Raw genomic sequence first — 14611 nt, 5'->3', positions numbered from 1 at the left:
TCCGGGGTATAAATCATAATTGGCACTGGCTTTACAAGCACCCTGTTGAGTTCTCAAAGAACAACCACACACCGACCAGAAGCCCCACCACAGTGGAACCCCAACCCGGGGCTTTCCGTACCGTGTCACTAACGCTTTCAGCGCCAGGCACTCTTACTACGTTACCCGCTCGTTTCCGCCGTGTCAAACCGATATTTCGCGGTTCGTCGTGCTTCACCCGATAACGCGGGCACCATGTCGTAACCGGCTTGCGCCGCTCTCGTCATGGATTCGGTAGGCCGGCCGTCGCAGTTTCCCGCGACCCGCCCGGTGCCCTACCGGTTCGTAACCATACCCGGTCGGTTTCGCCGCGCCAAATCCGCCTCGCGGCGTTTCTGGTGGCACCTCCCGGTTGGAGCTCCGGTGGGCGTGCCCACCCGACCCCCAGGCCGTTGACCTGCGCTCCGGCCGTTTTCGGCTTTCGCCTGTTTCGTCCGTTCCGCGCTGGCAGAGAGAAAGTTACGCGTCCGGCGGGATGATCGTCAAATCCGCCGGACGCGTCCCCCGTCACATCGTCGACAGCCGGCTATTCGCCCAGCTCAACGCCCGCGAACGAACGTTTTCCCCGGCGCAGCACCAGGTATCGCCCGTGCAGCAGATCGGCCGGGGACACCCCGGCGTCCACAGCGGTCACCCGGTTGTTGTTGACGTAGGCGCCGCCTTCGGCGATCACCCGCCGCGCCTCCTTGAGGCCGCTCACCAGACCGGAGTCGCGCAGCAGACCCGCCACATCCGGCAATTCGCCGGAGAGGCGTACGAGACCCGCCTCGGTCAGGGCGGCGCGCAGGGTCTCCGGCGCCAGCTCGTCCAACGATCCGCGGCCGAAGAGCGCCTGGCTGGCGGCGATCGCCTGTCGGGTCTCGTCGGCGCCGTGCACCAGGGTGGTCAGCTCCTCGGCGAGCGCCCGCTGCGCCAGGCGGGCGGCCGGCCGCTCGGCGGTGGCCTTCGCCAGCTCCTCCAACTCGTCGCGGGTGCGGAAGCTGAAGTACCGGAGGTAGCGGTCGACCTCCTGGTCCTCGACGTTGAGCCAGAACTGGTAGAACGCGTACGGGCTGGTCATCGTGGGGTCGAGCCAGACGGCGCCCCCCTCGCTCTTGCCGAACTTCGTGCCGTCGGCCTTGGTGACCAGGGGCGTCGTGAACGCCTGCACCGGCCCCGCGCCCCGCCGGCGTACGTAGTCGACGCCGGCGGTGATGTTGCCCCACTGGTCGGAGCCACCGAACTGGAGCTGACAGCCGTGCCGGCGGTGCAGCTCGAAGAAGTCGTTGCCCTGAAGCAGCTGGTAGCTGAACTCGGTGAAGCTGATGCCGGTCTCCAGCCGGGCCCGCACCACCTCCCGCGCGAGCATCTTGTTCACCGGGAAGTGTTTGCCCACGTCGCGGAGGAACTCGACGATCGACATCTCGCCGGTCCAGTCCAGGTTGTTGACAAGCTGGGCCGCGTTCTCGCCGGAGTACGACACGAACGGCGCCAGCTGGTCACGAATGCGCTCGACCCAGCCGGCGATCACGTCGGGCGGGTTGAGGGTCCGCTCGGCGCTCTCTTTCGGGTCACCGATCTGCCCTGTCGCCCCACCGACCAGCAGCAGCGGGCGGTGCCCGGCGAGTTGCAGCCGGCGGGCCGTGGTCACCTGCATGAGGTTGCCGACGTGCAGGCTCGGGGCAGTGGGGTCGAAGCCCACGTAATAGGTGGCGGCCGTCCCGCCGTCGAGCAGCTCGCGCAGCTCGTCGAGGCCTGTCGAGTCCTGTATCAGGCCACGCCAGAGCAGGTCGTCGGTCAGGGAGTCCCGCCCAGGCGGCGGAGGGCTGCTGTCGGTCACGGTCACCGATTCTCCCCCATCGCCGGCACCGACCCGTACCGGGTTTGGCGCAACCTGCCCCGGCTAGGCTTGCGCCCCGTTGATCGAGGAGGGCTTTGGCATGGAGATTCCGGATCTGACGGGCGGTTTCGTCGCCCTGCTCGGCCTCAAGTTCGAGGAGGCCAGCGCCGACCGGGTGGTCATCAGCTGGCAGGTCCGCCCGGAGCTGCACCAGCCGTTCGGCATCCAGCACGGCGGTGTGTACTGCTCGGTCGTGGAGACCGCGGCCAGCGTGGGCGGCTCCCTCTGGCTGGCCGACCGGGGCACCGTGGTCGGGGTGTCGAACCAGACCGACTTCCTGCGGGCCGTCCGGGACGGCGAGCTGAGGGCAGTCGGCACTCCGGTGCACCGGGGCCGCAGCCAGCAGCTGTGGCAGGTGGAGATCACCGACGCCGACGAGCGGCTGGTGGCCCGTGGTCAGGTCCGGCTGCAGAACCTCTCGCCCGCCTGAGCGACGGCATTCGTCGGACCGGTCAGCTGCGCGCCTCGTCCAGCACCGGCTCGGCGGCCTGGTCGGTGTCGGCGTCGCCGTCGGCTTCGTCGGGTACGCGGCTGACCCGTACCTCGGTGATCGCCCGGTGGTCGATGCCGGCCACCACCAGCACCCAACCGTCCAGCGTGACGTCCTCCCCGGCGACGGTGGGGATGTGCCCGAGCCGGGCCAGCACCAGCCCGGCGACTGTGGTGTAGTCACCGGCCGGGCGCGACGGCAGCTCCACGCCGATGTCGGGGAGGTCGTGCACCGGGAAGGTGCCGGGCAGCAGCAGCGCGCCGTCGGGGTCGCGGCGCACCGAGCGCACATCCCGGTCTGTCTCGTCGTAGATCTCGCCGACGATCTCCTCCAGGATGTCCTCCAGCGTCACGATGCCGTCGACGGCGCCACGCTCGTCCACGACGAGCGCGATGTGCTGGCGCTCGGCCTTGAACTGGCGCAGCGCGTCCACCACCGGTAGCGAGTCGGGCAGCAGCATCGGCGGCCGGGCGATCTCGTCGACCGGGCGGTCGTCGGGCACGCCCACCAGGTCACGCAGGTGGATCACTCCGGCCGTGTCGTCCAGGCCGCCGTGGCGCACGACCGGAGCCCGGGAGTGCCCGGTGGCGGCCAGCACGAGCCGCGCGGCCTCCGCGGTGGTCCCGCTGTCGAGCGTGAAGACCTGCAACCGGGGTACGAGGACAGCCCGCAACCGCCGGTCGGCGATCTCCACGGCGCCCGCGATGATGGTCCGCTGCTCCTTGGTGAAGCCGTGGTTGCCGGCGACGATGTCGCGTAGCTCGTCCGGGCCGATCTCCTCCGGCTGGTGTTTGGGGTTGAGCCCGACCAGGCGGACCACCACGTCGCTGGTGGCGCCGAGCGCCCAGACGGCTGGCCGGGTCAGGCTGGCCAGCAGGTCGAGTGGGCGGGCCACCACCAGTGCCCACCGCTCGGCGGACTGCATGGCGATCCGCTTGGGCGCCAGCTCACCGAAGACCAGGGTGACGAAGGTCAGCGCGAGGGTGACCACCACGATTGCCACCGTCTCGGCGGCGCCGCCGAACATCCCGAGCAGCGGCACCAGGGGTTTGGCCAGCGATACCGCCGCGGCGGCGGAGGCCAGGAAGCCGGCGAGGGTGATGCCGATCTGGATGGTGGCCAGGAAGCGGTTAGGGTCCTTGGCGAGCCGGGCCAACACCCGCCCGGCCCGGCTGGTGCGCTCCAGCCGCTGGATCTGGCTGTCTCGCAGCGACACCAACGCCATCTCGCTGCCCGCGAAGAGCGCGTTGATCACGACCAGGACTCCGACCAGGGCCAGTTGGCTCCCGTAGCTCTGCACGCCCGGTTCGCTCCCTCGTGGTGGTGGCACCGGCGCGCTACGCGCGGCACCCGCCGGTCGGCGAGCCCGCCCGGCGTAGGCCTGTCTTTGCCCCGTCCGGCGCCGGCCGAATCCTGCCCCGGCGACGCTACGCCGAATCGAACGACGGTGACGCTAGGCCGACTGGGGCGACGGTGACGCTACGCGGACTGGGGCGTCGGTGGTGCCGGCAGGTCGAGGACGTACGAGTCGCCCTCCGGGCGGAAGCCGAGCCGGTGGTAGTAGGGGGCGACCATCCGGGGCGGGCTGACCACCCGGTGAAAACCCCGTTCGGTGAACAGGTGGCTGCGCCGGTAGACGAACTCGCCCGGGGTGAAGTCACGGAACTTCGGGGTCACGTAGTCCAGGTCGATCTGGGCGACGCCGGGCGCCTCGGCGTGCGACAGCACCACCCCGACCACCTCGTCGGCCGTGACCACGAGGAACGCCGAGCGCCCTGACGCGTCCGGGTCCCAGTGGAAGCCGGGGTTGAACCGGGCGATGTCGGCGGCGTGCACCCGCAGCGTGTGCGCGAGGAACTGGTCGCCGACGCCGACCTCCACCACCTGGTAGGTCTTCTCGTCGTGCCGGGTGGCGAGCATCCCGCGCAGGTACCAAATGTTGATCACCGCGAGCACGACGTTGAGCCCGACGCCGGGCCAGACCTCGATCGCGGCGTTGTAGCCGATCAGCACGAAGCAGCCGATGAGGTTGAGCGCCCGCAACCGCAGGATGCGCGACTGCAGCAGCGACCAGACCAGCACCGCGGAGCCGGCCCAGCCGACGAGATCCAACCAGTTCACGCCGCGAGACTAGTGCCCGCCCAGGTCAGGGCCGTCGGCGGGCAGCTCGAGCAGCCACTCCTCGACGTCTTCGCCGCGGCCGTTGGCGTACCCCGAGTCTTCACCGACCACAGCGAACCCGCACTTGCGGAGCACCGCGAGGGAGGCGGCGTTGTCCTTGGCGGCGCGGGCGTGCACCGGGCGGGGCAGCTCTCGCAGCAGGGCGGCCAGGGCCGCCGTGGCGTGACCCCGACCCCAGCGCGCCCTGTCGATCCAGTAGCTGACCTCGGTCTGCCCCTCGACCGGGAAGGCGCTCACGTAGCCGACCACCTCACCGTCGACCTCGACGGTGCGGACCAGGTTCGCCGGGTTGGTGAGCACCCGGGCCCAGTGTGCGGCGAACTCCCGACGGTCGGACGGGTCCTTCGGGCCGAACGCGGCCATCCGGTTGGCCTCCGGGTCCTGTTGGTGCAGGAAGAACTCGACGAGGTCGTCCTCACGGACCGGGCGCAGCAGCAGATCGGAGGTCATCGGCCGAGGGTACGCAACGGCTGTGACACGAGGCGGCGGCGCGGAGTCAGCCGGCGACGGCGACGACCGCCAGCACGGCGGCGCCCAGGGAACTCGCCACCGACAGCAGTCGACGCCACGGCACCTGCGCGTCGACCACCGGCAGGGCGCGCCACCGGGTCGCCGCCAGGGCCACCCCGGCCGCCGACAGGCCGGCCCCGAGCGGCCACAGCCAGGCCGGCACCACCGACCAGTCCCCCAACCGGTGCCCCAACGCCAGGTAGGCGAACGCCCAGACCGCCGCCGCCAGCAGCGTCACCTGGTCCAGTTGGCGACGGCGGGCGGTGCCGAACAGGGAGATGCCGCCGAGGAAGGTGAAGGCCACCGCGAGGCCGGCGCCGATCCACGGCAGCACCATCGACGCCGCCGAGTCGGCCTCCTTCTGTGGCACCCCGAGCAGCCGCAGCCCGATCGGCTCGACGCCCCTGTCGGTGTTGCCGAGCACCACCACCGCGCGGCCGGTGGCCCGTTCGAAGCCGACGTAGGACCGGAACCCGCCGGTAGCGCCGTTGTGCCAGACCACCTCGCGATCGCCGTGCCGGGTGGTGAACCAGCCGTACCCGATGCGGGTGTCGTCGTCCTCGCGGAAGCGGGCGGTGGCGGCGTCGGCGCCGGGCGCGGTGCCGGCGAGGGTCGCGGCGAGCAGCCGGCCGAGGTCCTCCGCCGTGGACCAGGGGCCGGCGCCGGCCGGCGCGTAACCGGCTCCCGCCCACGGATCGAGCGGCCGGCCGCCGGCCCGGCTGCCCTGGGCGCGACCGGCCGGCAGGTCGTCGTCGCGGGAGGGGACGACGGTGGCCGTCATGCCGAGTGGCCCGAGCAGCCGGGCGTGCAGCAGGTCGGGGTACGCGACGCCGGCCTTCGCGGCGAGCGCGTGGCCGAGCACTGACGGCCCGAGGTTGGAGTAGTGGACCTCGCCGCGCTCGTCGTCGTCGGTGCTGACCCGGTCGGCGGCGCTGCGGATGGTGTCGACGCCCTGCCCGGCGTAGGGGTTTCCGCCGGAGACGTTGGACCAGAGGATGCGTGCCCACCCCAACGGGGAGCCGGGGGCGAGCCGGGGCAGGCCGGCGCGGTGGCTGGCGAGTTCGGCGAGCGTGATGTCGCGGGCGGGGCCGGTGACCTCGGGCCAGGCGCTGCCGAGCCGGTCGTCGGGGCCGACGACACCGGCGGCGACCTGGTCGGCCAGGAGCATGCCGGTGAGCGCCTTGGTGACCGAGCCGATCTCGAACGGGGTGCCGGGCTCGACGGGCTGACCGGCGAGGTCCCGGTCACCCAGGCCGGCGGTGCGGATCCGGCCGTTCTCGACCAGGGCGACGGCGAGCCCGCGGCGCCCCGACGGGTCGGGCGTGGCCGACCGTGCGGCAGCGGCCAGGTCGCGATCGCCGGTGATCTGCGGGCCGAGTCGGGGCACCCGAGGCATCAGCGCCACTCCGACCAGGCCGGCGATCAGTGCGACGAGGAGGGTGGTGACGGTCGTCCGGCGCATGGTGGCTCCTGGGGTGGGGGTCGTCGGATGGGCGGCCGAGCCGCGTGTGGTCAGCGGCCAGCGGCGGTGAGGATGGCCAGCAGGGGCACCACGCGTTCGGCGGGAACCGCGTACCGACCTCGGCCGGCGCTGCGCAGCCAACCGGCGGCGGTGATCTGGCGCAGGTGGTGATGCAGTTGGCCGGTGGTGCCCAACTCCTCGATCTCGGCCAGCTCGCTGGTGCTCTGCCGGCCGCCGATGATCTCGCGCAGCAGCCGCAGCCGCACCGGGTGGGCCAACGCGGAGAGGGTGCTGGCCAGCTCCGTCCAGTCGGCGGCGAGCAGGTCGTCGACGGTGCGGCCGTACTGCCAGTCGTAGTGCTGGCCCGCGACGCGGACGGTGCCGGTGTAGAGCACCGCGCCCGACCCGTCGGGTGGTAGGCGCTGTTTGAGGCCGTCGAGCGCCCAGAAGGTGCCCTCGGGCGCGGGTGGCGTTGGCGGTGCGGCGGCGAGCCGTTCGCTCAGCGCGGCAACCTGCGCCTCCAGCGCGGCGAGCCGGTCTTCCACGGTGTCCATACGTCGGTAGTACGAACATACGTAATTACGTGCAAGTGCCGAATCGACGCGCCGCCGGGACCGGCGCGTCCGGCCCCTGCAGCGCGGCCGAGCGGTCGACAATGACCTGACCGACCCAGGGAGCGCCGATGAATCGACCTGTCGTGGTGGGCGTGGACGGATCGCCGTCCAGCCTCGTCGCCGCCGAACACGCGGCGCGGGCCGCCCTGCTCCGGTCCCGACGGCTGCTCCTGGTGCACGGCTACCTGCATGCGTCCGGCTACGGCGTGCCGCTCAACCCGTACGACCTCGGGGTGCCGGCGCCATCCGAGGAGGCGCAGCAGGTGTTGGAGCGCACGGCGGCCGAGCTGACCGAACGGTGGTCCGGCCTCGCCGTCGAGGTGCGCCAGGTCCTGGGCGGCCCGGGGGCCACCATGATCGAGGAGTCCCGCCAGGCCGAGCTGGTCGTGGTGGGCAGCCGTGGCCTGGGCGGGTTCGCCGGCCTGCTACTCGGCTCCGTCGGCGCGCAGGTGGCCGCGCACGCGCACTGCCCGGTGCTGGTGGTCCGCCCGGACGAGCAGCCGATCCCGGTGGACGGCCCGGTGCTGGTGGGCGTGGACGGGTCCGAGTCGTCCCGACTCGCGGTGGGCCTCGGCGCCGACGAGGCGGCGCTGCGGGACGTGCCACTGGTGCTGGTGCACGTCGGCCCGCCGGACGGCGGCCGGCCGGTGCCCGAGGAGTCGCAGGCCGCGCACCAGGCCGAGGCGGTGCGACTCCTGGCGGACGCCTCCGCCGTGGTGCGCGCCGAACACCCCGACCTGGTGGTGCGCGAGCATCCGGTCCGGGCGGCCGGCGCGGCCCAGGGGCTCATCGAGGCCAGCGGCACGGCGTCGCTGCTGGTCGTGGGCACCCGGGGCCGGGCCGGGTTCGCCGGCCTGTTGCTCGGGTCGGTCAGTCAGGCGGCGATCCAGCACGCGCACTGCCCGGTGCTGGTCGCCCATCCGGTCAGCTGACCGGCGCGCCGTCACCTCGGCCGAGCATCTGTAGGAAGTCGGTGGTGAGGGCGAACGGGTCGGCCGGCCCGGTGGCCGGTGGCCGGCGCTCGATCTGGTCGGCCAACTCCCCGGCGGCGCGCCGGATCCGTGCGCGCAACGCGCCGTCGGCGGTGCCGTCGGACCAGTCCTCCGGGGCGGCGAAGACAGCGGTCGGGACGACCACCGACCGAAGGTAGGCGAACATCGGGCGGACGGCGTGCTCCAGTGCCAACGAGTGCCGGGCGGTGCCGCCGGTCGCGCCGATCAGCACCGGCCGGTCGACCAGCGACTCGGAATCCAACACGTCGAAAAAGGACTTGAACAGCCCGTTGTACGACGCGCTGAAGATCGGGGTGACGGCGATGAGCCCGTCCGCCCCGGTCACCGTGTCGACGACCTCGCGCAGCGCTGCCGGCGCGAACCCGGTGAGCATGTTGTTCACCACGTCGTGGGCGTACTCGCGCAGGTCGACGACGTGCAGCTCCACTTCGGAGCCGCGCCGGACCAACTCGTCGCGGGTGGCCGCGGCGAGCTGGTCGGCGAGCAGCCGGGTCGACGAGGGCTGGCTCAGCCCCGCCGAGACGACGGCCAGGGTGCGGCGGGTCATCGGGTCGCCCCCTCCGGCGCCTTGCCCGTCACGTCGTCGACGGCGTGCACGGTGCTGTCCTTGGCGCCGCCCGCGGCGGCGACCAGCGAGGCGTGCGTCGGCGCCGCCGGCACGTGCGCCGGGCGCAGCGCGTCGAACTCCTTGCGCAGCACCGGTACGACCTCCTCGCCGAGCAGGTCGAGTTGCTCCAGCACGGTCTTCAGCGGCAACCCGGCGTGGTCCATCAGGAACAGCTGCCGCTGGTAGTCACCGACGTACTCGCGGAAGCCGAGCGTGCGGTCGATGACCTGCTGCGGGCTGCCCACTGTCAGCGGGGTTTCGCGGGTGAACTCCTCCAGCGACGGCCCGTGCCCGTAGACCGGGGCGTTGTCGAAGTACGGCCGGAACTCCCGGACCGCGTCCTGCGAGTTGCGGCGCATGAACACCTGCCCACCGAGGCCGACGATCGCCTGATCGGCGGAGCCGTGGCCGTAGTGCGCGTACCGCTGGCGGTAGAGCGCGATCATCCGCTGGGTGTGCTCCTTGGGCCAGAAGATGTGGTTGGCGAAGAAGCCGTCGCCGTAGTACGCGGCCTGCTCGGCGATCTCCGGGCTGCGGATCGAGCCGTGCCAGACGAACGGGGGCACGCCGTCGAGCGGGCGCGGCGTCGACGTGAACGACTGCAACGGGGTGCGGTACTTGCCCTTCCAGTCGACCACGTCCTCGCGCCACAGCCGGTGCAGCAGGTCGTAGTTCTCGATGGCCAGGGGGATGCCGGCGCGGATGTCCTTGCCGAACCACGGGTAGACCGGGCCGGTGTTGCCGCGGCCCATCATGAGGTCCACCCGGCCGTCGGAGAGGTGCTGGAGCATCGCGTAGTCCTCGGCGATCTTCACCGGGTCGTTGGTGGTGATCAGCGTGGTGGCGGTGGACAGCAGCAGCCGCTCGGTGCGCGCCGCGATGTAGCCGAGCATGGTGGTCGGTGACGACGGCACGAACGGCGGGTTGTGGTGCTCGCCGGTGGCGAAGACGTCCAGACCGACCTCCTCGGCCTTCAACGCGATCGCGACCATCGCCTTGATCCGCTCATGCTCGGTCGGCTCCCGACCGGTGGTCGGATCGACGGTGACGTCACCGACGGTGAAGATTCCGAACTGCATGACCAGCTCCTCGCGTGTCAACCGGGTGCCGTCGTGGTACCCGGACGCAGCTCACAACTTATTTGACGACGCAACTATTCCGTCGGCGGGACGCCTCGCAGTGGCGCCGGTCACGCCCGCAACCGGACATCGGGTCGGAGAATCCCCTCGCCGTCGGGCCGCTCAGCCGCCCGCCACCGACGGCAGCACCTGCACCTCAGCGCCATCCTTGACCGGGGTGGCCAGACCGCCGGAGTGCCGGCAGTCCTCCCCGTCGACGAAGACGTTGACGTAGCGGCGCAGCTCGCCACGCTCGTCGCGGATGCGCCGGGCCAGCCGGGGGTGCGCGACGGCCATCTCGTCCAGGACCGCCCGCAGCGTCCCGGCGGCGGTGACGTTCAGCCGACTCGCGCCCCCGGCCTCGCCACGCAGCGGGCCGGGCAGCAGCACGGTGACCACGCTCAGACCTCCGCAACGCGAACGCAGAGCACGTCGGGCAGGTGTGCCGCGACCGACGACCAGGAGTCGCCCTCGTCGCGGCTGGCGAAGACCGAGCCGGAGCGGGTGCCGAAGTAGACCCCACCAGGGCTGGCGTCGTCGGCGCACATCGCGTCCCGCAGAACCGCCGGATAGAACGGGCCCTCGGGCAGCCCGACCGACAGCGGCTCCCACTTGCCGCCGGCGTCGGCGGAACGGAACACCCGGCAGCGGTGGTCGGTCGGGAACCGCTCGCCGTCGGCCACCAACGGGAAGGTCCACACCATGCCGCCGCGCCCCGGGTGGGCCACCATCGGAAAGCCAAAGTCGCTGGGCAGCCCATCGGCGATGGAGGACCAGGTGCGGCCGTCGTCATCGGAGCGGTAGACGCCGTGGTGGTTCTGCGCGTAGAGCCGCTCGGGGTTGCCGGCGTCGCGGGCGACCTTGTGCACGCACTGGCCGAACTCCGGCCACTCGTCCGGCATGAAGTAGGCGCGGATGCCGGTGTTGCCCGGCGCCCAACTCGCCCCGGCGTCCTCCGAGCGGTAGACCCCACCGGTGGACATGGCGACCAGCAGCCGAGACGGGTCACGCGGGTGCGGCAGCACCGTGTGCACGGCCTGACCGCCGAAGCCGGCCTCCCACTGGGGCCGGTGCGGGTGGTCCCAGAGGGAACGGACCAGCTCGAAGCTGCGGCCACCGTCGGTGGACTTGAACAGCGCCGAGGGCTCGGTGCCGGCCCAGACGACGTCCGGCTCGTCGGGGCCGGCCGGCATCAGCTGCCAGACCCGCCCGAGGGAGACGCCGGTGTCGGCCGGGAACGCGACCGGCGCCTGGTCGGGCTCGTCCCAGGAGGCGCCGAGGTCGTCGCTGGTGGCGACGCTGGGGCCGAAGTGTGAGCTGGTCATGCCGGCGAGCAGCCGCGGGGTGGAACGACGGGTGTCGACAGCGACCGCGTAGACACCGGTCATCGGAAAGTGCGGACCGGTGATCTCCCAGCTGCGCCGGTCGTCGGTGCTGGTGGCGAGAAACAATCCCTTGGCTGTGCCGATCGCGAGCAGCGTTGCCATGACGTCCTCCGAACCGTCGGTGAGCAGATCGAGTGATTATGGCCACACCCCCCGACAACCTCGGCCGCCCACACGCCCGGGGCGCGCTCAGCGTCGGATGCGGGGCACGTGCCGGCGGTACGCGCTGACCGTGGGGTCGCCGTCGAGCCAGAACCGCCAGGGCAGGTCGTGCGCGCCGGTCACGCCGACCCGGGGACCCGCCACCACCGTCTCCGGCGGCACCGGCCGGGCCGGGGGGCGCAGGCGGACCGGGCCGTCGCCGAGCAGGTACGCCCCGTACGCCTCGCGGTCGATGCCGAGCGCCGAGCAGAGCCGGGCGGGCCCACGGGCCAGGTCCACGTCGCGCCGGATGGCCGGCCGGCGCTCCCGTGCCGTGGCCAGCCCGTCGACCACCTCACCGGCGCGCAGCAACACGGCGGAGGCCTCCCCCTCGACCCCGGTGACCACGTTCACGCACCAGTGCATCCCGTAGGTGAAGTAGACGTAGGCGTACCCGGCGGGGCCGAACATCACGGCGTTGCGCGGGGTGCGGCCCCGATGGGCGTGCGAGGCGGGATCGCCGCCGCTTCCCGCGTACGCCTCGACCTCGGTGATCCGGGCGGTGACCCCGCCGACGTGCAGCCGGCAGCCCAGCAGCCCGCGCGCCGCCGGCAGCAGTGGGCCGGCGAGCAGGTCCGCCAGCGCCGCCAGGTCGGCGTCGGTGCTGCTGTCACCGGGCGACAGTGCCATGTCCCCGACGGTACCCATCCCGTCGCCCCGACACCCGTCCGGCACGACGGAGAATTGAACAATCTGTTGACAAGTATTCGTTGATGGGGTGTGCTCAGGGTATGACGACCGAGGACATCTTCACCGCGCCGGACCCGGGCCGAGCCCGCGCCCACCGGACGTACGAGGCGTTACAACGGATCAGCGAGCGGCACGCCGGCACCGACACCCAGCGGGGCCGCTGGGCCCACCCGTACGTGCTGGACCCGTGGGAGGCGGTCGCCCTGGTCACCGCGTTGGCCGCCGGCGGGGCCGAGCGCGAACCCGCTGAGGAGCCGATCGACGCCGCCGACCTGACCGCCGCGCTGACCCTGCTCCCCCACGTCCGCGCCGAGCTGGACGCCCTGGAGGCCGGCCTGCTGACGCTGGCCCGCGACCGGGGGCTGACCTGGCAGGCGATCGCGTACGGGCTGGGGCTGGGCAGCGCGCAGGCGGCCCGACAGCGCTACGAACGGGTCGCCGCCCGCTCCGCCGAGCAGACCGCCTGATCCGGCGCGTCCCGAACCGACGCCCGGATCGGCCCGCCGCGCCTGCGACGGCGGTTGGGCGGGCACACTGTGCGCACGACGAGGAGGCACCCATTGGAGCGCGCGGAGATGCTGGCGTACTGCCTGGCCAAGCCGGGAGCGTGGCTGGACCAGCCGTGGGAGGGCGACGAGGTGGTGAAGGTGGGCGGCCGGATCTTCGCGTTCCTCGGCAGCGACAGCGGCAAGCCGACGGTCGGCATCAAGTGCGGGGCGACCCGGGAGGTGGCCGACGAGTGGCTGCACCGGCACCCCGACGACGCCAGCGTGATGGCCTACATCGGCCGGTCCGGGTGGAACACGCTGCGCCTGAACGGCGGGATCGACGACGAGGAGCTGACCGAGGCGGTCGACTCGTCGTACGACATGGTGGTGGCCAAGCTCCCCAAGCGGGAGCGCCCGACGGCCTGAACCGCCGCGGCGCCGGCGGCCAGCGCCGACGCCACGGCACAGCTCAGCGCGGAACGACCCGCTCGGCGGCCCACTCCCGCCAGCTGGCCAGCCGGTCCGCCGCGGCGGCGAGCTGGTCGGCGACCGGGCCGGGGCCGGTGGAACCGGGGGTGGTCCGGGCGGCGAGAGCCGAACGGACCGAGAGCACGTCGCGCACCGACGGGTCGAGGTGCCCGCTGATCGTGGCCAGGTCCTCGTCGGAGACGTCGTTCAGCTCGCACTCCCGAGCCGCGCAGAGCGCCACCAGTTGGCCGGTGATCTCGTGCGCGTCGCGGAACGGCACGTTGCGTCGGACCAGCCAGTCGGCGACCTCGGTGGCGAGGGAGAAGCCGACCGGGGCGGCGGCGACGAGGCGGTCCACCCGGACCGTCATCGTGGAGATCATTCCCGCCAGGGCGGGAAGCAGCAGCTCCAGGGTGTCGACAGCGTCGAAGGCCGGCTCCTTGTCCTCCTGCATGTCCCGGTCGTAGGTCATCGGCAGGCCCTTGAGCATGGTGAGCACTGTCATCAGGCCGCCGACCAGACGCCCCGACTTGCCCCGGGCCAGCTCGGCGATGTCCGCGTTCTTCTTCTGCGGCATGATCGACGAGCCGGTGGCGAAGGAGTCGTCCAGCTCCACCCAACCGAACTCGTGCGAGGTCCAGAGCACCACCTCCTCGCCGAGACGGGACAGGTGCACCCCGATCAGGGCGGTGGTGAAGAGGAACTCGGCCACGAAGTCCCGGTCGGCGACAGCGTCCATCGAGTTGGCGAACGACGTACGGAAGCCCAGCTCCTTGGCCACGGCCACCGGGTCCAGTGGAAGCCCGGAACCGGCCAGGGCGCCCGCGCCGAGCGGGCTGATCGCCGCCCGGTGGTCCCAGTCGCGCAGCCGCTCCAGGTCGCGCAGCAGCGGCTGCACGTGGGCGAGCAGCCAGTGCCCGAAGGTGACCGGCTGGGCGTGCTGGAGGTGGGTCATGCCCGGCGCGGCGGTGTCGATGTGCCGCTCGGCCTGCTCGACCAGCGCCTCCGCCAGCTCGACCAGGCGGCTGGCCACGCCCCGGGCGTGGTCGCGCAGGTAGAGCCGCAGGTCGGTGGCGACCTGGTCGTTGCGGGACCGGCCGGCGCGCAGCTTGCCACCGAGGCTGCCGAGACGCTCCAGCAGACCGCGCTCCAGCGCGGTGTGCACGTCCTCGTCGTCGATGGTGGGGCGGAACGAGCCAGAGGCGCAGGCGGCCTCCAGGTCGTCCAGCGCGGCCAGCATCCGGCCCAGTTCCTCCGGATCGAGCAGGCCGGCGCCAGCGAGGACCCGGGCGTGCGCCCGGGAACCCGCGATGTCGTACGGGGCCAGGCGCCAGTCGAACTGCACGCTCACCGACAGTCGGGCGAGCGCCTCGGCGGGGCCACCCGCGAACCGGCCACCCCAGAGGCTCGTCCGGTTGGTGGCGGCGCTGTTCTCGGTCAGGCTCTTGTCGTCCACCCCGCCCATT

The 14611-nt window shown here is 72.3% G+C and carries 16 protein-coding genes; 4 read left to right on the top strand and 12 right to left on the bottom strand.

Going from position 1 to position 14611, the window contains the following annotated elements; genetic code table 11:
* Positions 1-565: 565 nt before the first annotated feature.
* Positions 566-1858: a tyrosine--tRNA ligase gene (gene tyrS / locus ACLJOK_RS27955; protein ID WP_410821615.1), complete on the bottom strand. Its 1293-nt coding sequence runs from the start codon at positions 1856-1858 to the stop codon at positions 566-568.
* 100 nt (positions 1859-1958) lie between these two features.
* Here tyrS and ACLJOK_RS27950 point away from each other — a divergent pair, with 100 nt between their 5' ends.
* Positions 1959-2348, top strand: coding sequence for a PaaI family thioesterase (locus ACLJOK_RS27950; RefSeq protein WP_091402036.1), 390 nt, complete (start codon positions 1959-1961; stop codon positions 2346-2348).
* 22 nt (positions 2349-2370) lie between these two features.
* Here the strand turns inward: ACLJOK_RS27950 and ACLJOK_RS27945 are convergent, their stop codons facing one another.
* From ACLJOK_RS27945 to ACLJOK_RS27925, 5 genes are all read right to left on the bottom strand, one after another.
* Positions 2371-3708, bottom strand: a complete 1338-nt coding sequence (locus tag ACLJOK_RS27945) for a hemolysin family protein (protein ID WP_410821498.1) — start codon at positions 3706-3708, stop codon at positions 2371-2373.
* A 179-nt stretch (positions 3709-3887) separates the two neighbouring features.
* On the bottom strand, positions 3888-4529 hold the full coding sequence (locus tag ACLJOK_RS27940) for a hypothetical protein (RefSeq protein ID WP_410821497.1): 642 nt from the start codon (positions 4527-4529) through the stop codon (positions 3888-3890).
* 9 nt (positions 4530-4538) lie between these two features.
* Entirely contained in the window at positions 4539-5039 is a 501-nt protein-coding gene (locus ACLJOK_RS27935) for a GNAT family N-acetyltransferase (RefSeq protein WP_410821496.1), read from the bottom strand.
* Positions 5040-5085: 46 nt separating this feature from the next.
* Positions 5086-6561 (bottom strand): serine hydrolase domain-containing protein, encoded by a 1476-nt coding sequence (locus ACLJOK_RS27930; protein WP_410821495.1) that lies wholly within the window; start codon positions 6559-6561, stop codon positions 5086-5088.
* 50 nt (positions 6562-6611) lie between these two features.
* The gene (locus ACLJOK_RS27925; protein WP_410821494.1) at positions 6612-7115 is read right to left on the bottom strand and encodes an ArsR/SmtB family transcription factor; all 504 of its coding nucleotides are present in this window, start codon (positions 7113-7115) and stop codon (positions 6612-6614) included.
* Positions 7116-7243: 128 nt separating this feature from the next.
* Between ACLJOK_RS27925 and ACLJOK_RS27920 the strand changes: the two genes are divergently transcribed.
* The gene (locus ACLJOK_RS27920; protein ID WP_410821493.1) at positions 7244-8107 is read left to right on the top strand and encodes a universal stress protein; all 864 of its coding nucleotides are present in this window, start codon (positions 7244-7246) and stop codon (positions 8105-8107) included.
* On the opposite strand, the gene ACLJOK_RS27915 is transcribed toward ACLJOK_RS27920, so the two are convergent.
* The 5 genes from ACLJOK_RS27915 to ACLJOK_RS27895 form a co-directional block, all read right to left on the bottom strand.
* Positions 8100-8735 (bottom strand): FMN reductase, encoded by a 636-nt coding sequence (locus tag ACLJOK_RS27915; protein ID WP_410821492.1) that lies wholly within the window; start codon positions 8733-8735, stop codon positions 8100-8102. The genes ACLJOK_RS27920 and ACLJOK_RS27915 overlap by 8 nt on opposite strands.
* A complete protein-coding gene (locus tag ACLJOK_RS27910; RefSeq protein ID WP_406066127.1) occupies positions 8732-9874 on the bottom strand; it encodes an LLM class flavin-dependent oxidoreductase in 1143 nt (380 codons plus the stop codon). Before ACLJOK_RS27910 ends, ACLJOK_RS27915 begins: the two co-directional genes overlap by 4 nt.
* Before the next feature lie 162 nt (positions 9875-10036).
* On the bottom strand, positions 10037-10312 hold the full coding sequence (locus ACLJOK_RS27905; RefSeq protein WP_112584619.1) for a ubiquitin-like small modifier protein 1: 276 nt from the start codon (positions 10310-10312) through the stop codon (positions 10037-10039).
* A 2-nt stretch (positions 10313-10314) separates the two neighbouring features.
* A complete protein-coding gene (locus ACLJOK_RS27900) occupies positions 10315-11400 on the bottom strand; it encodes a WD40/YVTN/BNR-like repeat-containing protein (RefSeq protein WP_410821491.1) in 1086 nt (361 codons plus the stop codon).
* 87 nt (positions 11401-11487) lie between these two features.
* Positions 11488-12129, bottom strand: a complete 642-nt coding sequence (locus ACLJOK_RS27895) for a DNA-3-methyladenine glycosylase (RefSeq protein WP_410821490.1) — start codon at positions 12127-12129, stop codon at positions 11488-11490.
* A gap of 101 nt (positions 12130-12230) precedes the next feature.
* Here ACLJOK_RS27895 and ACLJOK_RS27890 point away from each other — a divergent pair, with 101 nt between their 5' ends.
* A complete protein-coding gene (locus ACLJOK_RS27890; protein WP_124856546.1) occupies positions 12231-12656 on the top strand; it encodes a DNA-binding protein in 426 nt (141 codons plus the stop codon).
* A gap of 93 nt (positions 12657-12749) precedes the next feature.
* Positions 12750-13103: an MmcQ/YjbR family DNA-binding protein gene (locus tag ACLJOK_RS27885; RefSeq protein ID WP_410821489.1), complete on the top strand. Its 354-nt coding sequence runs from the start codon at positions 12750-12752 to the stop codon at positions 13101-13103.
* 43 nt (positions 13104-13146) lie between these two features.
* Here the strand turns inward: ACLJOK_RS27885 and argH are convergent, their stop codons facing one another.
* The gene (argH, locus tag ACLJOK_RS27880; protein WP_410821614.1) at positions 13147-14610 is read right to left on the bottom strand and encodes an argininosuccinate lyase; all 1464 of its coding nucleotides are present in this window, start codon (positions 14608-14610) and stop codon (positions 13147-13149) included.
* Position 14611: the final 1 nt, after the last annotated feature.

The organism is Micromonospora sp. 050-3 (assembly GCF_046549335.1).
GTDB classification, from domain to species: Bacteria; Actinomycetota; Actinomycetes; order Mycobacteriales; family Micromonosporaceae; genus Micromonospora; species Micromonospora trifolii.
This window is presented reverse-complemented; position numbering and strand designations above follow the sequence as displayed.